Source organism: Methanocella conradii HZ254, from assembly GCF_000251105.1.
GTDB lineage: Archaea > Halobacteriota > Methanocellia > Methanocellales > Methanocellaceae > Methanocella > Methanocella conradii.
On record NC_017034.1, the window covers coordinates 866,262 to 888,055 of the forward strand.

Sequence of the window (21,794 nt, forward strand, 5' to 3'; positions counted from 1 at the left end):
TCATGAGCAATACCCTTAATATTGCCCGGAAAGAGTTCGCTGACCTGGCAAACAATAAATACCTGTACATCGTATTAATAATATTCTTAATTAATTTATTAATGCATTTAGTTAGCCTTTATAATTTTTATAAGGAGGGGAGTATAAGCGACCCAAATTTTATTAAGGCCTGTCTGTTCGACGTAATGTATCTATCATCGATATATGGCGGGGTCACCGCCCTTATGATCGGGTTCTCATCAATGGCCGGCGAGCTGACGAGTGGAGCCTTGAATACGCTTATAGCTAAACCAGTATACCGCGATACGGTCATTACCGGGAAGCTACTAGGGTGCATAGCGTATATGCTATTATTCTTCATCCTCACCGCTATCCTCTACGTTTCATCGGAGTTTATACTATGTGGCGACGTCATAGCCGGACAGCTTTTAGGATTACTCGCAAGGTTACCGTTTATCGTTATCATAGCCCTGCTATACGTGATGATGTTCTTCCTCGTTTCTGTTCTCTTCAGGACCCTCATAGACGATAACGGGATGGCGCTAACGTTTAGCGTTTTATTCTACTTCGTAATACTAATAATCCCTTCGAGTTCTGTTATTATTAGTAATATTGCGGCTTTGCTCGGCGTGGATGAAGTCTATTTGCTAGGCATATCCAGGATTATTGACCCCAAGAAGTCAATGGTTAATATTAGTAATTCTGGCATTTTCGACCCGTCTTTTAGTATTATTAGCGCGTTAAGCCTTAGCTGGCTAGAGTTCGCGAAATTTATCGTCATAGTTTTAGCGCTTTTGGCATTATGCTACATATCATTTTTGAGGAGGGACGTCCGTTGAGCGGAGTATTGCCGATTGCCATGAACGAGTTCTCAAGGATAATGAGACAGCCGATAATACTGGTAATAGCTGCCATATTATTTTTGATCCTGCTCATTAACGGGGCGTCAAGCGCTCAAGTAATACCGGAGTTTTTACCGGACAAGGACGATGTATTTTTAAAGGTAGGGGTAAGTAATACGACGTATTATACATCGTTGTTCTTATCGGTAGTGTCCATGTTTATCGGGGTGCTCTCCATAGCGGAGGAGCGGTCTAGGGGGACGCTACGCGTGCTTTTAACAAAGCCTGTGTTCCGTAAGGACGTCTTCTTTGGAAAGTTCCTGGGCATCTCGATGCTTCTATTAATTCTGACGGTCACGAGCGTTACCCTGTGCGTTTCAGCCATACTAATATTCTATGGCGGCCCGTTGTCACTACAGGATGCGCTGGTAAGGCTTTCCACTTACACTCTACTCATATTTTTAAACTGCGTATTGACCATGGCCATAGCGATGCTTATCGGCGTGGCGGTTAAAAATATTCTGGGCATTCTAATGCTCGCCGGGTCGCTGCTATGCTTCGAATGGTTTATAAGCATAGAGGACTGGCTCTCCAGCCTTCTAGGTAGTCTAAAGTATATTATTAGCCAGAGAATGCTATTCTTCACAATAATGGGCCCGACGGGCCCGGGACTGCTGCATACCACGATGCCATATCAGGTGTGGCTTGAAGACGCGGCACCTTATATAACGGCTTTTCTACTCGAGATTATCGTTGTATTGGTTCTGGCTTTCCTGGCATTTAATGGTGATGACGAATGAAAGGTAAAGTGTTTGGAAATAGGCATTTCATGGTATATTCTGCGCTGCTAGCGATACTCGTGGCGTCTTCGCTTGGCAGCATGTCGTGCCCCGCAGATTCTGCGGGCGCTCAAATAGGGGTTAAAAAGGTGGCCGTTGGGCTTTTCCATACGGTGGCCCTGGCTGATGATGGGACGGTGTGGGCATGGGGGAGCAACACTTATGGGGAGTGTGGGGAAGGCAGTAGCGATGACATACTACTAAAGCCAGTAATGATTAACGGGCTGGAAGGCGTGAAGGATGTCGCAGTAGGGAATAACTTCTCTATGGCGCTAAAGAGCGATGGCACAGTGTGGACATGGGGCGATAACAGGTACGGCCAGCTCGGAATCGGGACCGCGGATGATGGGCGGCACCCTGAGCCCGTACAAGTGCCCGGCCTGACAAACGTAATAGCTATAAGCGCCGATTTTCAATTGGCAATGGCTCTCAAAGACGACGGGACGGTCTGGGCGTGGGGCTCGAACTCGTACGGCCAGCTCGGGGATGGAAAGCCCATAGACATACCTCCACCGCTAACTTATAGTAAAGAGTGGGATATGCAAAATAAGCCCTCTCCAGTCATGGTTAGCGGGCTCGACCATGTCGTCTCGATAGACGCTTCTGGATGGCAAGCTTTTGCGGTGAAAGACGATGGCACGGTATGGGGATGGGGGCAAAACACGTGTACGCTGGGGGAATGGTCTAAGAATAACGAGAATTCTCTATATACATCAACTCCCGTTCAAATAGTAGGCCTTACGGACGTTAAAAAGGCCTGTTGTCTGGGGGGCCTGTCTGCTGTTGCCCTTAAGAAGGATGGGACTGTCTGGGCGTGGGGCGAGGATAGATATGGAGTTCTCGGTAATGGGGAGGTAAAATCCTATCCGGACGTAGATAAGGTTTACAATCCTATACAGGTGATAGGGCTTACGGATATAGTCGATATATCCTGCGGGGGCGCCCATTCGTTAGCGCTTAAAGACGATGGGACAGTCTGGGCGTGGGGAAAGAATTACGCGGGGCAGCTGGGCGACTCAACGAATGAAAGCCGTGGCACTCCTTGCAGAGTGCCGATACCTGCTGCTAAGGCTATATCCGCCGGGTACTACTCTAACGTCGCCATCGATAAAGATGATAACGTATGGGCATGGGGCATGGATGACTATGGACAGCTAGGCGATGGGGAGCATGGAGAAATGTTATACCGGCCTACTCCGAAAAAGGTTTTATTAAGCTTCGGCGGTAGCCCGACAATCATGCCAACGGCCACGAGTACGCCCGGGCCTATAGCCAGCCCGTCCACGCTTGCCCCCACTCCTAGTACGAGCCCGACCATGGCAGGCTCGCCCTGGTATGACGCGTTGCCCATAGTATTTTTTATTGTAGTCGCAGTAATCACCGGATTGCTGGCTTATATACTTTTGAAGAGGAGGAATTAGGGCGAGAAGCGCTATAATATGTTTATTTTTCCTGGTGATGATAAGTTTCGCCGGGCTAGCGCATGCAGAGGTCCCGCCATTCGCGTTCATCGCTCAAGGCCCCACGGTTTCTTTAGCTTTAGATGAGAACGGGACGGCTTGGGCGTGGGGGTCGAATTATGACGGCGAATGCGGTATACCCGCCAGCGAGGGGCTGGAATATGTCACAAGGCCCGTGGCAATCCACGGGCTCGATAACGTTACCTCCATAGATGCTGGCGAGCTTTTCGTAATAGCGCTCAAAAAAGATGGTACAGTGCTAACCTGGGGCTGGAGCATATTCGGGGATTTAGGGTATGTCCCGAATAATACGACCTATAATCAGTCGAGAGAGCATTTTTCGCCTTTGCCCGTGCCAGGCCTAAGCGATATAACCGGCATATCTGCTGGACAGCATTTTTGCGTTGTCCTTAAAAGCGATGGAACGGTTTGGACGTGGGGGGATAACAGATATGGGCAGCTCGGAGATGGTAAACAGGTTACCATCGATGATTACTATGCCGGCGCACACCGCGCAGAGCCGGGCATGGTTGTCGGGCTAAGTAATGTCACTTACGTGTCGGCCGGCCCCATAAACGCGGCTGCGGTGAAAGACGATGGCACGGTGTGGGTATGGGGGGCAAACTCGCGCAGCCTATTCGGCGAGGCGGGCGAAAATAGCACAGGCTTGCTCGCTATTACAACGCCAGTCCAGGTGAAAGGGCTGGAAAACGTGAAGGAAGTAAAGCTAGGCCATGCACATGCCCTTGCCCTTAAAAATGATGGAACTGTTTGGGCGTGGGGCGATAATAGCTATGGGCAGCTTGGCGTCGCGGGTAAAGAATTTTCGAATATGCCGATAATGGTGCATGGGCTATCAAACGTTACCCAGATAAGCGCGGGGGAGGGACACTCGGTAGCCCTCGAAGGCGATGGCACGGTATGGACGTGGGGCCAGAACAAATATGGACAGCTCGGAGATGGCACCACGTCAAACAGCTATAGCCCTGTAAAAGTACACCTACCGCCAATAAAGGCGGTTTCCGCTAGAGGCTTCAATACCATGGCGCTGGACTATAACGGCACCATCTGGATATGGGGGAATAACAACTATGGCCAGCTTGGTAATGGCTTGAGTAGCGGCAGCACGAGTTCGCCGACAACTCTTCAGGCCGCCACGCAGGGGCCGATCGCGAGCGGCGTCCCTTCGCAAAGCCGCGGTGATAGCACGGTCCTGCTGGCAATCCTTCTCATAATCCTGGCGGTGGCGGTCGGAATCTTTATCTATATGTGGAAGAGGTAGCTATTGTTTAGCTTATTCCCGCTTCGGCGAGCGCTGCGAACGGGCTTATGCCCGAGTAGCTTGCGTGCCGCAGGTGCCCGGCTCAATCGGGACGCCCAGAAGAGGCCTCATAAAAATTCTTTTCGACCGATAAGCTTAAGCATGAGCAGGCTATTATGGCTACAGCCTTTATAATTGGGCTATGCAATGCCCGCTTTAACGAATGATGGAGGAAAAACATGGGATTATTCGATAAGGTATTAGGCGGCAGCCAGCCTGCCAGGTTCAATGCACAGGAAGCTTTCATCGGAATCTCTTTGACCGCGGTGGCCGCGGATGGAGTGATAAACCAGGATGAGGCCCAGGGCTTGTTTACCGCCCTGTTGCGCATGAAGCTGTTTAAGGGCGTTAACGATGGCCAGATGAGGCAGATGTTCGATCGCGTGCTCAACCTGCTTAAGAAACAGGGGGCGGGCGCCGTGATCAACCTTTCAAAAGAGGCACTCACCCCGGAGCAGAAGCAGACGGCGTTCGCGATCGCAGCCGACCTCGTCCTGGCGGACGGCGTAGTCGAGGACGAGGAGAAGAAGTACCTGGATGACCTGCAGAAGGCCCTCGAAGTGCCCGATGATATGGCCCTAAAGGTCGTGGAGACCATGGTCATCAAGAACAGGGCTTAAGCCTAAGCTAAAGCCGTTAGCGTCGATGTACTCTTTTACCAGGCATTGCTTCTTTCTATTTTTATTATCTATACCTGTAATCCGCTGTATTTCTTCATAAGCCGTTTTCCATTAAGAACCTTAAGACTACATTAAGTGCTCAATGGGTGTTTTTCAGCTTTTGCCGTTATCTTTCCTGCCTCTGGTTTTTTGCCCTCGAGCATGGCCTTGACGAAACCGAGGAAGGGCGGGGACGGCCTCTCGGGCCTCGACTTGAACTCGGGGTGGAACTGGGTGCCCAGGAAAAACCTATGAGTGGGAAGCTCCAGTATTTCCATGCGGTTATCGTTTTTCGCCGAAAATACCAGGCCATGGCTCTCGATCTCGTCTATCATGTCAGGGTTAACCTCGTAGCGGTGCCGGTGCCTCTCGCTAATCTTAGTGGTGCCGTAAAGCCGGTGGGCCAGCGTATTATCCTTAATCCACGACTTGTGCTCGCCAAGCCTCATCGTCCCGCCCATGTTCTTAATATCCTTCTGCTCGGGCAAAATGTCTATAACATGGGTGCCCGTGGCGCTGAACTCGCTGCTCGTCGCATCCTTATAGCCCACGACGTTCCTCGTGAACTCGATGACTGCAAGCTGGAAGCCCATACAAAGCCCTAAAAAGGGTACATTATGCTCACGGGCATACTTGATGCCCTTGATGTTGCCCTCGATGCCCCTCATGCCAAACCCTCCGGGCACGAGAATGCCGTCAACGTCGGCAAAAAACGGCGAAACATCATCGGCCTTCTCCAGGTCCTCCGACTCAACCCACCTTATTTTCACCTTCGTGCCCATGGCGATCCCGGCGTGCTTAAGCGCCTCCTTGACGCTCAGGTACACGTCCTCAATACCGTATTTGCTTATAATGGCCACGGTAACGGACCTGTCTGCCGACTCCATCCTCCTGACCATCTCGTTCCATGACTGCGAGTCGTTCAGCGGCACCAGGCTCATGCGCTTCATGAGATAGTCCGCAAGCCCCTCCTTTTCGAGCTGGATTGGCACCTTGTAGATATCGTCGGCGTCGTGGGCGCTGATGACCGCCTCCTCGGGCACGTCGCAGAATAGGGAGATCTTCGCCTTCGTGGACTTATTAAGCGGCCTCTTACACCTCGCCACGATGATGTCCGGCTGGATGCCCAGCTCTCTTAACTCTTTTACCGAGTGCTGGGTGGGCTTGGTCTTCTGCTCGTCCATGGTATCGATGGGGACGAGGGTCACGTGAATCAAAGCGAAGTCTTCCTTCTCCTCCTCGGACCGCATCTGCCGTACCGCTTCCAGGAACGGCATGCTCTCGATGTCGCCCACGGTGCCTCCCACCTCTACCAGGCATATGTCCGCCCCGCTCTTTTTAGCGACGTGCCTTATCCGCTCCTTTATCTCGTTCGTGACGTGCGGGATTATCTGCACCGTCTTGCCCAGGTAGTCGCCGCGGCGCTCCTTCTCAATAACGGTCTTATAGATCTTGCCGGTCGTAATGTTATGGTCCGAGGTGAGGTCGATGTCCATGAAGCGCTCGTAGTGGCCCAGGTCGATGTCCACCTCGCCGCCATCCTTTAAGACATACACCTCCCCATGTTGAAAGGGGCTCATCGTGCCAGCATCAATATTAATATATGGGTCAATCTTGATGGCGGTGACCTTGTAGCCCTTGTTCTTCAGGATCCTGCCCGTTGAGGCCGCAGTTATCCCCTTCCCTAAGCCGCTCATCACGCCACCTGTTACGACCACGTATTTCACTTCATATCACCATTTGACGAAGACAATTTCTCCCAGATTGGCTTATAGTTAATGATATACTTGTCGGGGCCTCATATGTTCAACCTTTTTTCTATGGCTTCCACGATCTTGCGATGGACCTCCTCTACAGGGCCGCTGGCATCTATTACGACTGCGTTCGGGCTTTCGCCAATCCTCAGAAATATTTCCCTGACCCGCCTGAGGTAGGCCTCGTTCTCGAAGTGGCCGACCACGCCCTTACGGGCGTTCACCCTGGCCATGCTAAGGCGGGGGTCGATATCTAATATTATGATGAGGTCGGGCACGGGGGAAAACTTCTCGTTTTCCTCTTTAATCTTCATGGGGTCGAGGCCCCGTGCGCCCTGATAGGCTATGTTGGATAAGTAATAACGATCCATAATGACCACTTTGCCCGCCTCGAGCGCCGGCAATATGTTTTCCTTGACGTCCTCCATCCGGTCCAGCATGAATAGCTCTAGCTCCTTCCGGGGGTCTTTTAGGCCTCCTGAGGATGCCAGCCTCGCTATCTCCCGGCCATACCTGCCTTGAGTGGGCTCTTTCAGCGCTACGGCGTCCTTGCCGCGCTTATCGAGCCACTCTTTTAATAGCCTTACCTGGGTGGTCTTACCCGTGCCGTCGATGCCCTCGACGCTGATTAAAATGCCTTTTTGGGCCATCGTGATGACATTTACATCCAATGGATATTAAGCTCACGCATCTAAAGCTTTTTTGCATTTTAATGAAAATATTTATTATCCATGCAGTCGTAGTGGGAGCTATGCCAGCATCAGCGCTCCTTAAGGCATCCGGGCTTGCCGCTGCCTTGTTTATAGCTTTCGCTGCGGCCCTCATGGGGCCTTCATCGCCTCCTGCAGATAATTATATGGCAACCATCAGGCTAGGCGCAGGGAGCATCATGTGCGCCGGGTCATTACTCCTCTCGAAAGCTATTGGAGAAACGTTCCTGCGTAATGGCGGCAGAGGGGCGTTTAAGGCGCTATACTGCGCGTCGCTGGCATCGACGGCGGCGGGCGGGTGCGAGGCCGCATCGGCCTTTATGGCAATAAACAGGGCGGTGGCCTTGACGAGCACAGCAGCGCTGCTGTCAGGAGCGGGCCTGGCTTTGATACGGCTCGCCAAAGAGGTGGAATGAATGGAAACCGTTGAGGCCATCGCCGCTCTGGCCGCCATCATTTTCTCCATCGCCATATACCGCACGGCATACAGGCTATACAGGTCCCCGTTTTTCCTCTGCATGCTCTCATCGATTACAGCGCTCGCATGCGCCGCTGCACTATCCCTCGGCTATTGGCCACAGGCGGCCGCTCTCTCCGATATCATGCTCACATTATCGGGCGCTGCGATGATGGCTGCATCAGGGTTGCTGGCCCTCTCATTCAGGCTGGCGGGTGAGGCAGATGCTCAAGCATCTAATTGATACCTTACGAGAACAGGAAGGCTATGCGGGAATGGCGGTTTACCTCAGCAACCGTATTATCTTCTATGAGATGCTTGAGCCAGGGCTATCGGATAAAATAAAGAGCGTCTTCAAAGAGGGCGAGGCAATATTCCATGCAGAAAGGATGATGGCGGTCATCCACGGATATACCATTAACGCGTTCAAGGCAGGCGACGCCCTCGTCATCTGCCGGCTTGAGGGAAGGTTCACGCCGGCACTGCAGCCCGACGAGGAAGAGCCTTCATACACCACCGGCCACCAGAAACAACGCCTCATAGAAAGGGAAGAAGCAAGAAAAGAAGCAGAAAATATATTAAAGCTCCTCATGAAAAACCCATAATTTTTATCATTTCTGAAAATTCAAAAAATATAAATAGTTTAGAGGAGCCAATACGCTTGATGACCAAGACTTACTCAGACATCATCAAGGAGAGGGAGGCCATACTGGGCACCTTCGAGGCCCTGTTTAAGGCAAGGGGCCTGGGGGCGCTTCACGGCCGCGTCTTCGGCGCAATCCTGCTGGCTGTAGACCCGATGACCCAGGACGAGATAAGCGAGTTCACGGGCTACTCCGTGCCAGCGGTAAGCTCCGCCATCGACGAGCTCGTCAGGGTGGGCCTGGTGGCCCGGCAAAAGCGGCAGGACAGCCGTAAGAACTACTATTCGAGCCGGGCGAACCTGGACGAGATAATGCGGATGGTGCTGAAGACCATCCATGACGACTACGTGCTCGTGGTGCTAAACAAGCTACAGTCGACCAAGGCCGACGCCAAGGGCTCACAGGACCCCCAGATGTGCGAGCACGTCGAGTTCATAGAGAATTATGAGGCTAAACTAAAAGACTTAGAATCATATCTTAAAAGGCTATTGGACGTACCATTGGAGGAGAAAAAGTGATCAAGGTTAACAGGTATAGGTGCGGGTACTGCGGCGCCTGCGTGAGCGTCTGCCCGAAGGATGCGCTCGACCTCGTCGAGACTTACATAGAGGTCGGCGATAATTGTAGTAACTGCGGGATATGCACGAAGGTGTGCCCCATGGGGGCGCTGGAGCTGGTCGAGGATGAAGAGCGCGTATGACGTCATAGTGGTCGGCGCCGGGCCGGCAGGCTCTATAGCGGCCAGGACTGCCGCGGAGCATGGCCTGGACGTCCTTTTGATAGAGAAGCGCCAGGAGATAGGGGACCCGGTGAGGTGCGCCGAGGGCACCGGGAAGGTGGGCCTCACGCAGTTCATGGACCCCGACCCAAGGTGGATATGCGCCGAGGTCACCGGCGCAAGGATATTCGCACCTGACGGCACCTGCATAGAGCTCTCCGAAAAGCTGGCCGGCAAGGAAGTCGGGTACGTCCTGGAAAGGAAGATTTTCGACCGCGCCGTGGCGAAGACGGCGGCAAAGGCGGGGGCTGAGGTGCAGGTCAAGACCCAGGCCACTTCTCTCATCATTGAGAATGGCACTGTATGCGGCATCAGGGGCAAGCATAGGGGAGACGATTTTGAGGCGCGGGCCAAGGTGGTGGTCGGCGCAGACGGCATCGAGTCAAAGGTGGGCAAGTGGGCTGGCATTAACACCACCCTGAAGCCGAAGGACATCGAGACTTGCGCACAGTTCCTCGTCACCGATATCGACATCAAGGCCGATAGCTGTGACTTTTACCTGGGCAACGAACGCGCACCGGGGGGCTACGTCTGGGTCTTCCCCAAGGGAAAACGGGAGGCAAACGTGGGCCTTGGTATGCTGGGCAGCAGGTTTACAGGTAAGCACCCTATCGACTACCTCCGCGAGTTCATGGCCTGGAGGTTCCCCCAGGGGAAGGTCATTGAGACGGTGGTTGGGGCGGTGCCGGCAAGCGGCATGCTCAAGCAGCTTTCCACCGGTGGCCTCGTCCTCGTGGGCGACGCCGGCAGGGTGTCCGACCCGATCACCGGAGGCGGCATATATAATGGAATGGTGAGCGGCCGAATAGCGGGCAACGTCATAGCTGACGCAATAAAATCGGGCGACGTATCCGCTAAAAGGCTACAGCGCTACGATCGGGAGGTGCGGGAAACGCTGGGCAAGATGCTGGACAGGAACTATAAGGCTAAGGAGTTCGTCGTCAAGACTAGCGATGAGGTCATGAACTCGGTGGCGAAGTCCCTCGTCGGCGTAAACTTCGAGAACATGTCCGTCCCCAAGCTCTTAAAAGAGATCATCACCCGTAACCCGGGCCTATTCGTAGAATTGGCCGGCCTATTCTAAAGCCGGCCCCAGCTTTTTTACCCCCCAATAGAAGAAAAATTTGGCATACTACCCCATAATACATTGAAAAACAGTTAATCTCGAAAATATAAAACAATTTCATCAAAAACTTTATTATCACTAAAGACAAAAATTCAAATCATGAAATTAAATGATATAGTCGCATCAATGTCGGGGTACCTGTCGGAGCAGACCATAGTGGACTTTATCATGTATAGCAAGGCGTTCGATGATACGCGCTACTCGGTGCTCAAGACCAAGGCCATCGATAAGGTCTCCATCGCGTTGCTTGCGGCTGCGAAAAACGGCGAGCTTTTCTACGACGTCGTCCAGTGGGGAGAGGATACTGGAATAGCGTCCAAGGCCACGTTCTCGCGCCGAAAGGACTTTCTCGTGAACCTGAACGTCCTGTTCGAGGAGAGCGTCAAGACGCCGTTCGGAAGGCCCAAGATCAGGCTCAAGCTGAACGAGGCAAAGCTTAAGGAGTGCTTCGGCATACAGGCTTAAAGGCCATTTTTGCATTAGTATAATATTTTAATTATTATAATATTGAATGTATCATCTTTAATGGATGGTTATACATAGAATCTTCTACTTCCAGAGGCTAAAGGGGGGCTTCGCTACGCTACGCCCCCCCTCGCGGACCCCCCATGTTTGATTGTCCTTCGGACAAGCTAATCTTCGGACAAGCTAATATAAGAGGAACCATAGGTTTAGCGATGTTAAATCCTAAAAAGTCTTATGACTAGCTAGCCTTTTTCGTCGAGAACCAATGGTCGGGCTTGTTGTTCGTTTGCCCCGAAGAGGCAAAACAAGCTTGGGGGTCCGCGAGGGGGGCGTAGCGAAGCGAAGCCCCCCTTTAGCCTATAGAAAAAGAAAAATCATCTGCCCGACCATCATTTCTTTTTACAAAATCATCTGCCCGACCATCATTTCTTCTTACAAAAACTTTTTCATCTCGACAACAACTAGTCAAAATATAGGCTAATTAAGGCTGGAAGCGCTGTATGGCAGTACGGGGAGACCCGCCTCCTTCCAGGATTACTCCGCCCTTAACTGCCTTAAGAGTAATGCCGTCCATCTCTCCCTTGCCGCAAAGGACGTCCTGCTCGGGGTGGGTGCCGGGCACGATACATCCGCTCAAAACGATTCGGCTCCCCGCCGAGACGACAAGGGGAATGCGGCGGGTGGCCGGGTGGCCCTTCTTTAGCACGAGGAGCGGCACTCCGCCCTCCCTTACCAGGAACAGCATGCACCGGGCCATCCGCATGGCCCTCTCTCCCCCAGAGAAACAGGATACCGCTATCAAGTCCTCCGGCTCTAGAAACTGGATAAGCTCCTCCTCATCCGTCTCGACGTAGGCCTGCCTCGCCTTGGCAGCCTTGACGATTCCCACGGTATTCCTGTCATCGTATAAGAATAAGACCTCGTCCTCGTGGAGCACGAACTCCGCGTTCACTCGATCAGCTCAACGTCCTCGGAGCCGCATGACGGGCATACCGGCTTCTTGCCCGCGCCCTTAAACTTGCTATCGCAGTCCTTACACTTATATCGCTTAAACTTTATCTCGCTCAGCTCAATGTCCGCTGGCATGCCTCCGGTGGTGCACATGAGTAGCTCACCTCGATACTAGTTTAGAGGTGCATGCTCTTAATGTTTTCCGCCACCCTGCGCCTCACGTTTTCATATAAATCTTCCATATGGGAGTCCATGGCCACCGTGAGCGGCCCGAAATCCTCCACTTCCAGGAGCCACACCGCCTCCGACATCCCAAGGTCTTCCCATACGAGGCCCAGCACCTTTTTTACCATGCGCGCCCCCATAACTGCCGTGCCGCCCGTCATCGACAGGTATGCTGCGCCGTAGTCGTGGAGCGCCTTTAATACCGTGTTGTCCATGCCCCCCTTGCCCACAATTACCGCCACCCCGTGCTCGATTACAGCAGGCTCCAGGGAGCTCATCCTCGCGCTGGTGGTAGGTCCGATGGCCACTATCTTCCACTCATTCCCCTCCTTTTTAACGATGGGTGCCCCGTGGAATATGACTGCGCCCTCCAGCTTAAATGGCAACTCTTTCTGGCCCTTAAAATACTCTGCCATGCGCATATGCGCCTTGTCACGAGCGACGATGAAAACGCCAGTAATATAGACCACGTCGCCCGCCCGGAGTGAAGCTACCGCTTCTTTTGAAAGTGGGGTGGATAAATGATATTCCACTCACTCGCCCCCTATCTCGACGCTGCCGTCCCTATAAATGCGGGCCCTGGCCCTGCGCGCTGCATAGCACTGGAAGTTGACGGCCACGGGAAGGCTCGCCGTATGGCAGCACGCATACTCTACGTGGACGGCGAGCGCCGTCGTGTCGCCGCCCAGCCCCATGGGGCCGATACCTGTGGCGTTAATGGCGTGGAGCATCTCCATCTCCAGCCTTGCAATCGAAGAATCAGGGCTATGCGAGCCTACAGGCCTTAACAGCGCCTTTTTCGCCAGCGCCATGCACTCGTCCGCCGTGCCTCCAATTCCCACTCCAAGTATGATCGGAGGACAAGGCCTCCCCCCGGCATTCACCACTGTGTCCAGCACGAACCTCTTTATCCCGCCTATCCCTGACGAAGGGTTAAGCATCGCAAGCGCGCTCATGTTCTCCGAGCCGCCGCCTTTTGGCATAACGATCAACTCAATATAATCGGAAGGCTCATATGAATAGCATATATAAGGCATGCCCTTTCCCGTGTTATCGCCCGTATTCTCTCTGGTGAGTGGGTGGACCACGTTCTTCCTTAAGGGAATATCCTCGGTCGCCCTGCGCACGCCCCTCGCCACCGCCTCCTCGAAGCCCGGGAAGGTAAAGCCCATCCTCGCGAAAAAGACCGGCAGCCCCGTGTCCTGGCACATAGGCAACATGCACGCCCTCGCCTCCCTGACGTTCTCTAAAATCCTGCTTAGCTCCCTTTTTGCCGTCGGGTTTCTTTCTATAAGCAGCGATGCCTCAAGCGCAGCGAGCACGTCCCCGGGCAGCGTGGCCACGGCACGCCTTAACAGCGCTATCACCGTCTCCTCAATGAGCTTATCCTCCATATTTGCTGACATAATGCGAGTAACTATAAAAATCCTTCCAGGAATAAGTAAAAATAAAACTTTAATTAAAAGGGAATACGATGAGCTTAGAAAGCAGGTTCGAGGACATCTACAAAAACCGCTTCATGCTGGCGGCTATATTATTAATTGTAGCCGTATCGCTAGCAGCCATATACTACATAATGCCGCTAGCGGACGGGATAATCTTCGGGGTCTTCTTTTTCTTCGTCACCCGCCCCATAAAGGAATACCTCGATAAATACACCAAATTTTCGCCTTACATCGCCACTTTTTGCATACTGATTCCACTCATAGCCATCATCATTTACGGCATCATAGCGGTCGCAACAGAAGTACGATGGGCAGCAGGCCACGGCGCCGAGCTTACCGCCATATTAGACCAAACAGAGGAAAGGCTGGGGCTTCCTTTCGACCTCAATGAAGCCGTTAGCGAGGCGCTGAAAAACCTGTACGACTACTCGATCACGCTTTTAAAGTCCCTGCCGATCAGGAGCACGGTATCCAGCGCCGTATCGCTGGCCATGAACGCCTTAATATCGCTCTTCGTATGCTTTTACCTTCTCAAGGACGGGAGAGGCTTCGTACGCAGCCTCAAAGAGCTAACCCCCGACAGCCAGCGCCCTGTGCTTGACGCATTTCTAGCCGAGGCAGACTGCATACTGTCCGGCATATTCACGGGCACGTTCTACACGGCGCTATTCGTGGCCGCCGGCTCTCTCATCATCTTTACCGCCTTCAACATACCTTACAAGGCGCTATTCACGGCTTTTGTATTCATCGCGGCCATGGTCCCAATCCTCTCCGGCATGATGGTATTTCTACCGCTTACCCTTTACGTCTACCTCTATAGAAGCCCGCTCATTGCAGCCTTATTTCTTGGCACTGCGGTCGTCTTTGTGTACCTGCCGCCAGACTTCATAATCCGCCCATATCTTATAAATAGGGCGTCCAACCTACACCCCCTTTTGACCATACTGGCATTCATAGGAGGCGGGGTCGCGGCGGGCCTGTCGGGCTTTTTCGCCGCCCCGATGGCAGTAGGCCTCGTCACCGCCGCCTACAGGACGTACAAGAAGAAGGTCAAGGGCGATGAAAGTCTACATTGAGACATACGGCTGCACGGCTAACATGGGCGACTCGCATCGCATGCGTAGCTCCATCCAGGCAGCGGGATGCTGCGTGGCAGAAAGGCCCGATGAGGCCGACGTCATCATTATTAATACTTGCGCTGTAACCGAGCCGACTTCGAGGGGCATGCTGAAGGCGATTAAAAAATACGAAGATAAGAGGGTCATAGTGGCGGGCTGCATGGCGGCGGCGCAGCCATACCTGCTCGAAGGGCTGGGCGGGAACGTCGAATGTGCCGGGGCGCCTGGCGCCGAAGCTGCCATGAAGCTGCTGGGAATACGGCCCGTCCATGGAAAGCCCCTGCTCAAGGGCAAGACCGCCATCATCTCCATCGCCGAAGGCTGCGTGGGGAAGTGCACATATTGCATCGTCAGGCTGGCCCGTGGCACTCTACGCAGCGCTCCGCCCGCCTCTATAAAGAAGTCCGTTAAAGATGCCCTGGAAATGGGCGCAAAGGAAATCTTTCTCACCGCCCAGGATACCGGCGCCTACGGCATAGATATTGGCATAAGGCTCCCGAAGCTCATGCACGATATGCTCGGCATCGAGGGCGACTACAGGGTGAGGCTGGGCATGATGAACCCTTTCTCTATCGCCGACATTTTAGACGACGTTATACGCATATTCCAGGACCCCCATGTATATAAGTTCGCCCACATCCCTATACAATCCGGGTCAGACAGGATATTGAGGCTGATGGGGAGGCCCTACACCGAATCCCAGTATAGCGACATGGTGAGAAGGCTGAGGGAATGCATTCCAGACATCACGCTTTCCACAGATTATATAGTCGGCTTCCCTGAGGAGACCGATGGCGACTTTGAGATGACGATGGAAGACCTTCGGGCCAATAAGCCCCTCAAGGTGAACATAACGCGCTTTTCGCCAAGGCCGGGCACCGTGGCGGCGAAAATGGACGACCTCCCCATGGCAATAAAGAAAGAGCGCTCCAGGGCGCTCACCCGGCTTCACCATGAAATCACCTCTGCGTATATGCGCAGCTCTATAGGGCGGCGGCTTAGCGTGCTCGTTACCGAGGAGGGCAAGCCAGGGTCCTCAGTGGCGAGGGATGACTCGTATCACATGGTAGTGATCCCGGCAGCTCTCCCTCCGGGCGCCCGCCTTGACGTGAAAATATGCGGCGCGAGCACCACTTACATGATAGGAAAACCAATTGAAATATAAAAATTATAATAATTAATAATCCAAATTTATATATCATGCTCCCGTTTATCAGCATAATAAGGCTATAAGTCCACAATTATATGGATAAATATTTACATTTGTGTACAATGCCCCATAATCAGGCCTGACATAAAAATATGCAGTTTATGAGGCATATCTAGCCATATGTGGTTAAAATGAACGATTTAAATATTTAATATGGCTAGTTTTTTGTAGTATCTTGATTAAAGTATATTATTTGATTGTTTTTACAAAAATCGCCAATACGGTCAAGGTAATCTATAAATAGTTTAAAAGCATACATTAAACATTTAAAAGGAAAAATATTGAATATTAACATTAATATATGATAACTAATAAGAAAATAAAACTTATTTTTAGTTTTTTGTAATAAAACAATTTTAAACATTTTACGATAAAATATTGTTTTTGATGACCTTTATTTAAATATATTAAAAATAATTATAAAATTATGTAAAAATATTTAGTCGCGTAAACATAAAGTTAATATGCCAGAAATGCATAATATTCAGGTGTCGAATGGTCTATCTATGGGTATGGATAAATATAGAAAACCATGCCAATAACCTTTTAAGATCGCCTGCAGAGGCGGTCATAATCGGCACCTCTAGAGTGCAAAGCACGGCTTGTGCGCTGCACAAAGAGACCATTCGGACCATTTATGAACAATCCCACGGGAGGAGGGAAAATGCCTAAGTTCAAAGACAAAATAGACCTATACGACGATAAGGGAAAACTTTTAGAAAAGGATGTACCCCTTGAGGCAGTCAGCCCGGTCGTCAACCCGGCGATCAGAAAGATCGTCAACCTGACCAAGAGGTCCGTGGCTGTAAACCTCGAAGGCATCGAAACTGCCCTTAAGACCGGCAAGGTCGGCGGCAAGGGCAGGCAGATCCTCGGCATGAGCCTTGACCTGCCAATCGTCAAGGATGCTGAAAAGATCGCCAAGAAGGTCGACGAGACCATCAGGGTCAGCAAGAACGACGACACGGAGGTCAAGGTCGTAGGTGGCGGAAAGTACCTGCTAGTCAAGGCCCCCACGCAGAGGGTCGAGGCCGGCGCTGAGTTCGTCGCCAGCTTAAGCTGCACCGCATCGGCAGTCACTGAAACTATCCTTGACATGTACAAGGTTGACATGTTCGACGCGCCGTTCGTCAAGTCGGCGGTCTGGGGCACCTACCCGCAGACGATGGACCTCGTCGGCGGCAACGTCAAGATGATCCTCGAGATCCCACAGAAGGACGAAGGCGTGGGCTATGCGTTAAGGAACATCCTGACCAACCACTGCGTCGTCATCGCCAGGAGAAACACCATGAATGTCGCTGCCCTGTCCAGCATATTCGAACAGGCCGGCATCTGGGAGATGGGCGACGCCGTCGGACCCTGGGAGAGATACCAGCTGCTCGGCTTCGCGTACCAGGGCCTCAACGCGAACAACCTGCTCTATAACACTGTCAAGGAGAACGGCAAGAACGGCACCATAGGCTCTGTTGTTGCCACCATCGTTGGCAAGGCTATAGAGGACAAGGTCATTAAAGTAGAGAAGACACTTCCGTCTGGCTACAAGCTATACACCACGGACGACATTGCGCTGTGGAACGCCTACACCGCGGTAGCGACTATGGCTGCGACCATGGTGAACTGCGGTGCGTTAAGAGGCGCACAGGCGGTCTCGTCCACGCTGCTATACGTAAACGACCTCATCGAGAGGGAGACCGGCTTGCCGGGCTGCGACTTCGGTAAGGTCGAGGGTACTGCCGTCGGCTTCTCGTTCTTCAGCCACTCGATCTACGGTGGCGGCGGGCCGGGCGTGTTTAACGGCAACCACGTCGTGACCAGGCACAGCAAGGGCTTCGCCATTCCATGTGTGTCGGCGGCCTGCTCGCTTGATGCTGGCACCCAGATGTTCACCCCCGAGGCGACTTCTGGCATAATCAGCGTATTCGGTGAGATCCCCGAGTTCAGGGAGCCGCTCATACACGTTGCGAAGGGAGCCGCGGAGGTAAAGGGTAAGGTATAAGAAAGCTAAAAAATGCGGAGTTTGAAAAATGGTATCGCCAGTCACAGGGAAAAGGAGGCTGTTACAGCTTGAAATTTTCCCGGATAGGCTGCTCAATTTCGAGACTGCCCAGAAGCTGCTTGATGAACTCAACAGGATAAGCGGCATCACCAGGATGGTGGTATATGGCCCGAGGCTGCCTGAGGAAAACCCAGAGGATCTGCTTCAGGGCAAATTCGGCGTCCGTGAGAAGAAGTACCTCGACATCATGGGCGAAAAGATCGAGCTCACCACCCAGGTTGGAAGGGTATGGATCGAGATTGAGGACATCAGTGTGAAGGATAAGATTCAAAAGGCTTGTGAAAAGGTGTTGCCCTTCCCCTTCGACATAAACGAGGGGTTATACCTTAGAACAAAAAAGACCATAACGGACTACGTCCGGAAGGGCGGTAACGTCGATGACATAAGCCTGGGGCTGTTCGACCCTAAGTCCAAAGGCTATAGGTGCTGCGGCGAGGGGACGGACAAGAAATACGATAAATCATAAAAAAACGTGAGATGATGGACAATGCCAATTGACCGAGAGACGCAGGTTGTGGATTGCAGAGAAAGCATGGGGCTGGATAAGGGCGGAGGCCTCGCCCAGAGGGGCACTCTGTCCGAGACGGGCAGGCCCGATGTTATCGCCATAGCGATGACTCCCGGTAACAGGCACATAACCAAGCCCGTATGCGAGATCACCCATGGTCTGCGAAGGGAGGGCATCCAGGTCAGCGTGCTGGTCCTTTACTCCGGAGGTGGCGTCCCGTCGGATGCGAAGGATGCGGCCATTGGCAGGGGCCCGAAGTTCGGCATGACCGAGAAGGAGATCGAGCAGATCAACCGCCACAAGCTGGCATTGATACATCTGGGTAACGTCAAGTCTCACGTCATATACAAGGCCAGGGATATCCTAAGATTCGTGAGCATCCCGGCTATTATCGTATGCCAGGCCCCCGTCGACTTCGAGGACTTCGCCAGGATAGGCGTCAAGACCCGTGTCGTGAATCCTGAGCCTGATAAGGTCGAGACGCAGGGAACAATCGTCGAGATCGTGACTGGAATCACTCGTGGCCAGACTTGCCCAAGGGCAAAGCTGAACGAGATAGTAAAGGATATCATTCGAATCAACCCGCAAAAGCTACCTTAATTAGGAGTTGAAAAATATGGCATACAAACCACAATTCTACCCCGGCAAAACTTCTGTGGCCCAGAACAGGAAGAAGTTCATGGACCCGTCCTATAAGATGGAGAAGATAAGGAGCCTCTCCGACGACGACGTCGTCCTGATACTAGGACACCGCACCCCGGGTTCAGCGTACAAGACCTGCCACCCGCCCCTGAAGGAGAGCGGCGAGCCAGATGACCCGATCCGCAAGATCGTCGAGCCCATCCCAGGAGCTGCGGCAGGCGACAGGATCAGGTACATCCAGTTTACCGACTCCATGTACTTCGCCCCCATGGTACCATACCTCAGGTCATGGATGGCATGCACCAGGTACAGGGGAGTAGACCCAGGCACCCTGTCCGGCAGGCAAATCATCGAGACCCGTGAGAGGGACCTTGAGAAGATCGCCAAGGAGACCATGGAGACCGAGATGTATGATGCGGCCAGGACTGGCTACAGAGGCTGCACCGTGCACGGCCACTCGCTCAGGCTGAACGAGAACGGCATGATGTTCGACATGCTTCAGAGGGTCGTCCTGGACAAGAATGGCAACGTCTACGGCGTCAAGAACCAGGTTGGCGACCCGCTCGACCGCAAGATAAACCTCGGCAAGCCGATGTCCGACGAGGAGCTCAAGAAGAGGACGACCATCTACAGGATAGATGGAGTACCCTTCAGGTCCGACGCCGAAGTGGTTGGCTGGGTCCAGAGGATCCACAACTTGAGGACAAAGTGCGGCTTCGCGCCGAAGTTGTAAGGAGAGGTGAGATAAATGTCAGTTAAGGAAACCCAGAAGAGATTCATAAAGGCGATGAAGAAGAAGTTCGCCGAAGAGCCAACCTCCCAGACGACGGTCTACAAGTACGAGGGCTACACGCAGTCCAAGAGGAAAGTAGAGTTCAAGAAGGCCGGAGACGCAATCGCGAAGAAGAGGGGCATCTCAGCTTACAACCCGATGGTTCACATGGGCGGCATCCCCCTGGGCCAGAGGCAGCTAATGCCCTACGTCGTGTCCGGCACTGACGTGGTGTGCGAGGGTGATGACCTCCACTTCGTCAACAACGCTGCCATGCAGCAGTTCTGGGATGAGATAAGGAGGACCGTCATAGTCGGCCTCGACACCGCCCACGCAACGCTGGAGAAGCGCCTGGGCAAGACGGTCACCCCTGAGACCATTAGCAACTACCTGGCCGTGCTGAACCACGCCATGCCAGGCGCTGCGGTCGTCCAGGAGCACATGGTCGAGACCCACCCGGGCCTGACCGATGACTGCTACGTGAAGGTCTTTACTGGAGATGATGAGCTTGCCGACTCGATCGACAAGCAGTACGTCATCGACATCAACAAGGCCTTCCCGAAGGACCGCGCGGCCCAGCTAAAGAAGGCCATAGGCAAGTCCCTGTGGCAGGCAGTCCACATCCCGACCATCGTGGTCAGGACCTGCGATGGAGGCACGACCTCCAGGTGGTCTGCCATGCAGATCGGCATGTCGTTCATCGACGCATACAAGATGTGCGCCGGTGAGGCAGCAGTCGCCGACCTGGCATTCGCCGCCAAGCACGCATCCCTGGTAGAGATGGCGGACATCCTGCCCGCAAGGCGTGCAAGGGGCCCGAACGAGCCCGGCGGATTAAGCTTTGGCTTCCTGGCGGACATCGTGCAGACCGACCGCAAGTACCCGGACGACCCGGTCAAGTCCTCGCTCGAGGTAGTCGCAGCCGGCTGCATGCTGTACGACCAGATCTGGCTCGGCTCCTACATGTCCGGTGGTGTGGGCTTCACGCAGTACGCGACCGCCGCATACACCGATGACATCCTGGATGACTTCACCTACTACGGCTATGACTATGCCAAGGGCAAGTACAAGATGCCGACCAAGCCCACTATGGACATAGTCAACGACCTGGGCACTGAGGTCACCCTGTACGGCATCGAGCAGTACGAGAAGTACCCGACCACCCTCGAGGACCACTTCGGCGGCTCTCAGAGGGCTACCGTCCTGGCAGCAGCGTCGGGCGTCACTACTGCGCTGGCCACGGGCAGCTCGAACGCTGGCCTGTCGGCCTGGTACCTGTCCATGTACCTGCACAAGGAGGCATGGGGCAGGCTGGGCTTCTTCGGCTATGACCTGCAGGACCAGTGCGGTGCCACCAACGTGTTCTCCTGCCGCTCCGACGAGGGCGCGATGTGCGAGTTGAGGGGCCCGAACTACCCGAACTACGCGATGAACGTCGGCCACCAGGGCGGCTATGCCGGCATCGCCGGTGCAGCGCACTTCGGCCGCGGCGACGCGTGGACCGCCAGCCCGCTCATCAAGGTGTGCTTCGCGGACAAGAACCTGGCCTTCGACTTCACGGAGCCGAGGAAGGAGTTCGCCCGCGGCGCCATCCGCGAGTTCATGCCGGCCGGCGAGAGGACACTCGTCATCCCCGCCAAGTAAACCACGATCGAATTGGGGTTTTTGGCCCCAATTTCCTTTTTTTATTAACTACAGAACACACACAGGCTTTTTTATAAACCACAGAGCACACTGAGTAAATTGAACCGCAGAGTAGATTGAACCCCAGAGAGAATATTCTCCACAGAGGTTCACAAAGCACACAGAGAG

General features: G+C 53.3%; 25 protein-coding genes. 19 read left to right on the plus strand and 6 right to left on the minus strand.

Annotated features, from left to right (window positions below; genetic code table 11):
• Window positions 1-2 precede the first annotated feature (2 nt).
• From MTC_RS04430 to MTC_RS04450, 5 genes are all read left to right on the plus strand, one after another.
• Entirely contained in the window at window positions 3-839 is an 837-nt protein-coding gene (locus MTC_RS04430; protein ID WP_014405481.1) for an ABC transporter permease, read from the plus strand.
• Window positions 836-1,642, plus strand: coding sequence for an ABC transporter permease (locus MTC_RS04435; protein ID WP_014405482.1), 807 nt, complete (start codon window positions 836-838; stop codon window positions 1,640-1,642). The genes MTC_RS04430 and MTC_RS04435 overlap by 4 nt, the downstream gene beginning before the upstream one ends.
• Window positions 1,639-3,102 (plus strand): RCC1 domain-containing protein, encoded by a 1,464-nt coding sequence (locus tag MTC_RS04440; RefSeq protein WP_052322788.1) that lies wholly within the window; start codon window positions 1,639-1,641, stop codon window positions 3,100-3,102. The genes MTC_RS04435 and MTC_RS04440 overlap by 4 nt, the downstream gene beginning before the upstream one ends.
• A gap of 37 nt (window positions 3,103-3,139) precedes the next feature.
• Entirely contained in the window at window positions 3,140-4,423 is a 1,284-nt protein-coding gene (locus tag MTC_RS04445) for an RCC1 domain-containing protein (RefSeq protein ID WP_014405484.1), read from the plus strand.
• Window positions 4,424-4,641: 218 nt separating this feature from the next.
• Window positions 4,642-5,082, plus strand: coding sequence for a tellurite resistance TerB family protein (locus MTC_RS04450; RefSeq protein ID WP_014405485.1), 441 nt, complete (start codon window positions 4,642-4,644; stop codon window positions 5,080-5,082).
• A gap of 131 nt (window positions 5,083-5,213) precedes the next feature.
• Here the strand turns inward: MTC_RS04450 and pyrG are convergent, their stop codons facing one another.
• Together pyrG and tmk are read right to left on the minus strand one after the other, a co-directional pair.
• Complete coding sequence (gene pyrG, locus MTC_RS04455) at window positions 5,214-6,848, minus strand: glutamine hydrolyzing CTP synthase (RefSeq protein WP_014405486.1); 1,635 nt, start codon at window positions 6,846-6,848, stop codon at window positions 5,214-5,216.
• Between the two features lie 71 nt (window positions 6,849-6,919).
• On the minus strand, window positions 6,920-7,546 hold the full coding sequence (tmk, locus tag MTC_RS04460; RefSeq protein ID WP_237705971.1) for a dTMP kinase: 627 nt from the start codon (window positions 7,544-7,546) through the stop codon (window positions 6,920-6,922).
• Window positions 7,547-7,626: 80 nt separating this feature from the next.
• Between tmk and MTC_RS04465 the strand changes: the two genes are divergently transcribed.
• The 7 genes from MTC_RS04465 to MTC_RS04495 all read left to right on the plus strand — a co-directional run bounded on the left by MTC_RS04465 (window position 7,627) and on the right by MTC_RS04495 (window position 11,055).
• Complete coding sequence (locus MTC_RS04465; protein ID WP_143767068.1) at window positions 7,627-8,001, plus strand: hypothetical protein; 375 nt, start codon at window positions 7,627-7,629, stop codon at window positions 7,999-8,001.
• Window positions 8,002-8,286, plus strand: coding sequence for a hypothetical protein (locus MTC_RS04470; RefSeq protein ID WP_014405489.1), 285 nt, complete (start codon window positions 8,002-8,004; stop codon window positions 8,284-8,286). It abuts the gene before it with no gap.
• The gene (locus MTC_RS04475; protein ID WP_143767069.1) at window positions 8,267-8,647 is read left to right on the plus strand and encodes a hypothetical protein; all 381 of its coding nucleotides are present in this window, start codon (window positions 8,267-8,269) and stop codon (window positions 8,645-8,647) included. Before MTC_RS04470 ends, MTC_RS04475 begins: the two co-directional genes overlap by 20 nt.
• A 59-nt stretch (window positions 8,648-8,706) precedes the next feature.
• Window positions 8,707-9,204 (plus strand): GbsR/MarR family transcriptional regulator, encoded by a 498-nt coding sequence (locus MTC_RS04480; protein WP_048188997.1) that lies wholly within the window; start codon window positions 8,707-8,709, stop codon window positions 9,202-9,204.
• Entirely contained in the window at window positions 9,201-9,386 is a 186-nt protein-coding gene (locus tag MTC_RS04485; RefSeq protein ID WP_014405492.1) for a 4Fe-4S dicluster domain-containing protein, read from the plus strand. Before MTC_RS04480 ends, MTC_RS04485 begins: the two co-directional genes overlap by 4 nt.
• A complete protein-coding gene (locus tag MTC_RS04490) occupies window positions 9,370-10,548 on the plus strand; it encodes an NAD(P)/FAD-dependent oxidoreductase (protein ID WP_014405493.1) in 1,179 nt (392 codons plus the stop codon). The genes MTC_RS04485 and MTC_RS04490 overlap by 17 nt, the downstream gene beginning before the upstream one ends.
• A 141-nt stretch (window positions 10,549-10,689) precedes the next feature.
• Complete coding sequence (locus tag MTC_RS04495; protein ID WP_014405494.1) at window positions 10,690-11,055, plus strand: transcriptional regulator TbsP domain-containing protein; 366 nt, start codon at window positions 10,690-10,692, stop codon at window positions 11,053-11,055.
• Window positions 11,056-11,536: 481 nt separating this feature from the next.
• Here MTC_RS04495 and MTC_RS04500 read toward each other — a convergent pair whose 3' ends face one another.
• The 4 genes from MTC_RS04500 to MTC_RS04510 are packed head-to-tail and all read right to left on the minus strand — an operon-like array spanning window position 11,537 to window position 13,637.
• Window positions 11,537-12,007, minus strand: a complete 471-nt coding sequence (locus MTC_RS04500; RefSeq protein ID WP_014405495.1) for a hypothetical protein — start codon at window positions 12,005-12,007, stop codon at window positions 11,537-11,539.
• On the minus strand, window positions 12,004-12,159 hold the full coding sequence (locus tag MTC_RS13455; protein ID WP_014405496.1) for a hypothetical protein: 156 nt from the start codon (window positions 12,157-12,159) through the stop codon (window positions 12,004-12,006). Before MTC_RS13455 ends, MTC_RS04500 begins: the two co-directional genes overlap by 4 nt.
• Before the next feature lie 23 nt (window positions 12,160-12,182).
• The gene (locus MTC_RS04505; RefSeq protein WP_014405497.1) at window positions 12,183-12,764 is read right to left on the minus strand and encodes a FumA C-terminus/TtdB family hydratase beta subunit; all 582 of its coding nucleotides are present in this window, start codon (window positions 12,762-12,764) and stop codon (window positions 12,183-12,185) included.
• Complete coding sequence (locus MTC_RS04510; protein WP_048189000.1) at window positions 12,765-13,637, minus strand: fumarate hydratase; 873 nt, start codon at window positions 13,635-13,637, stop codon at window positions 12,765-12,767.
• Window positions 13,638-13,705: 68 nt separating this feature from the next.
• Here MTC_RS04510 and MTC_RS04515 point away from each other — a divergent pair, with 68 nt between their 5' ends.
• From MTC_RS04515 to mcrA, 7 genes are all read left to right on the plus strand, one after another.
• Window positions 13,706-14,752, plus strand: coding sequence for an AI-2E family transporter (locus MTC_RS04515; RefSeq protein ID WP_014405499.1), 1,047 nt, complete (start codon window positions 13,706-13,708; stop codon window positions 14,750-14,752).
• Window positions 14,736-15,959: a tRNA (N(6)-L-threonylcarbamoyladenosine(37)-C(2))-methylthiotransferase gene (locus tag MTC_RS04520; RefSeq protein WP_014405500.1), complete on the plus strand. Its 1,224-nt coding sequence runs from the start codon at window positions 14,736-14,738 to the stop codon at window positions 15,957-15,959. Before MTC_RS04515 ends, MTC_RS04520 begins: the two co-directional genes overlap by 17 nt.
• Window positions 15,960-16,668: 709 nt before the next feature.
• Window positions 16,669-18,000: a coenzyme-B sulfoethylthiotransferase subunit beta gene (mcrB, locus tag MTC_RS04530; protein ID WP_014405502.1), complete on the plus strand. Its 1,332-nt coding sequence runs from the start codon at window positions 16,669-16,671 to the stop codon at window positions 17,998-18,000.
• 28 nt (window positions 18,001-18,028) lie between these two features.
• On the plus strand, window positions 18,029-18,526 hold the full coding sequence (gene mcrD, locus MTC_RS04535; protein WP_014405503.1) for a methyl-coenzyme M reductase operon protein D: 498 nt from the start codon (window positions 18,029-18,031) through the stop codon (window positions 18,524-18,526).
• 21 nt (window positions 18,527-18,547) lie between these two features.
• Window positions 18,548-19,168, plus strand: coding sequence for a methyl-coenzyme M reductase I operon protein C (mcrC, locus tag MTC_RS04540; RefSeq protein ID WP_014405504.1), 621 nt, complete (start codon window positions 18,548-18,550; stop codon window positions 19,166-19,168).
• A gap of 16 nt (window positions 19,169-19,184) precedes the next feature.
• Window positions 19,185-19,943, plus strand: coding sequence for a coenzyme-B sulfoethylthiotransferase subunit gamma (gene mcrG, locus MTC_RS04545; RefSeq protein ID WP_014405505.1), 759 nt, complete (start codon window positions 19,185-19,187; stop codon window positions 19,941-19,943).
• Window positions 19,944-19,958: 15 nt separating this feature from the next.
• Window positions 19,959-21,626 (plus strand): coenzyme-B sulfoethylthiotransferase subunit alpha, encoded by a 1,668-nt coding sequence (mcrA, locus tag MTC_RS04550; RefSeq protein ID WP_014405506.1) that lies wholly within the window; start codon window positions 19,959-19,961, stop codon window positions 21,624-21,626.
• Window positions 21,627-21,794 lie beyond the last annotated feature (168 nt).

What these genes read in the sequence shown, in the direction of transcription:
- MTC_RS04430 (WP_014405481.1), top strand. Translation starts at nt 3, where the DNA reads ATGAGCAATACCCTTAATATTGCCCGGAAAGAGTTCGCTGACCTGGCA.
- MTC_RS04440 (WP_052322788.1), top strand. Translation starts at nt 1,639, where the DNA reads ATGAAAGGTAAAGTGTTTGGAAATAGGCATTTCATGGTATATTCTGCG.
- MTC_RS04445 (WP_014405484.1), top strand. Translation starts at nt 3,140, where the DNA reads ATGATAAGTTTCGCCGGGCTAGCGCATGCAGAGGTCCCGCCATTCGCG.
- MTC_RS04450 (WP_014405485.1), top strand. Translation starts at nt 4,642, where the DNA reads ATGGGATTATTCGATAAGGTATTAGGCGGCAGCCAGCCTGCCAGGTTC.
- MTC_RS04465 (WP_143767068.1), top strand. Translation starts at nt 7,627, where the DNA reads ATGCCAGCATCAGCGCTCCTTAAGGCATCCGGGCTTGCCGCTGCCTTG.
- MTC_RS04470 (WP_014405489.1), top strand. Translation starts at nt 8,002, where the DNA reads ATGGAAACCGTTGAGGCCATCGCCGCTCTGGCCGCCATCATTTTCTCC.
- MTC_RS04475 (WP_143767069.1), top strand. Translation starts at nt 8,267, where the DNA reads ATGCTCAAGCATCTAATTGATACCTTACGAGAACAGGAAGGCTATGCG.
- MTC_RS04480 (WP_048188997.1), top strand. Translation starts at nt 8,707, where the DNA reads ATGACCAAGACTTACTCAGACATCATCAAGGAGAGGGAGGCCATACTG.
- MTC_RS04490 (WP_014405493.1), top strand. Translation starts at nt 9,370, where the DNA reads ATGAAGAGCGCGTATGACGTCATAGTGGTCGGCGCCGGGCCGGCAGGC.
- MTC_RS04495 (WP_014405494.1), top strand. Translation starts at nt 10,690, where the DNA reads ATGAAATTAAATGATATAGTCGCATCAATGTCGGGGTACCTGTCGGAG.
- MTC_RS13455 (WP_014405496.1), bottom strand. Translation starts at nt 12,159, where the DNA reads ATGTGCACCACCGGAGGCATGCCAGCGGACATTGAGCTGAGCGAGATA.
- MTC_RS04510 (WP_048189000.1), bottom strand. Translation starts at nt 13,637, where the DNA reads ATGTCAGCAAATATGGAGGATAAGCTCATTGAGGAGACGGTGATAGCG.
- MTC_RS04515 (WP_014405499.1), top strand. Translation starts at nt 13,706, where the DNA reads ATGAGCTTAGAAAGCAGGTTCGAGGACATCTACAAAAACCGCTTCATG.
- MTC_RS04520 (WP_014405500.1), top strand. Translation starts at nt 14,736, where the DNA reads ATGAAAGTCTACATTGAGACATACGGCTGCACGGCTAACATGGGCGAC.
- mcrB (WP_014405502.1), top strand. Translation starts at nt 16,669, where the DNA reads ATGCCTAAGTTCAAAGACAAAATAGACCTATACGACGATAAGGGAAAA.
- mcrD (WP_014405503.1), top strand. Translation starts at nt 18,029, where the DNA reads ATGGTATCGCCAGTCACAGGGAAAAGGAGGCTGTTACAGCTTGAAATT.
- mcrC (WP_014405504.1), top strand. Translation starts at nt 18,548, where the DNA reads ATGCCAATTGACCGAGAGACGCAGGTTGTGGATTGCAGAGAAAGCATG.
- mcrG (WP_014405505.1), top strand. Translation starts at nt 19,185, where the DNA reads ATGGCATACAAACCACAATTCTACCCCGGCAAAACTTCTGTGGCCCAG.
- mcrA (WP_014405506.1), top strand. Translation starts at nt 19,959, where the DNA reads ATGTCAGTTAAGGAAACCCAGAAGAGATTCATAAAGGCGATGAAGAAG.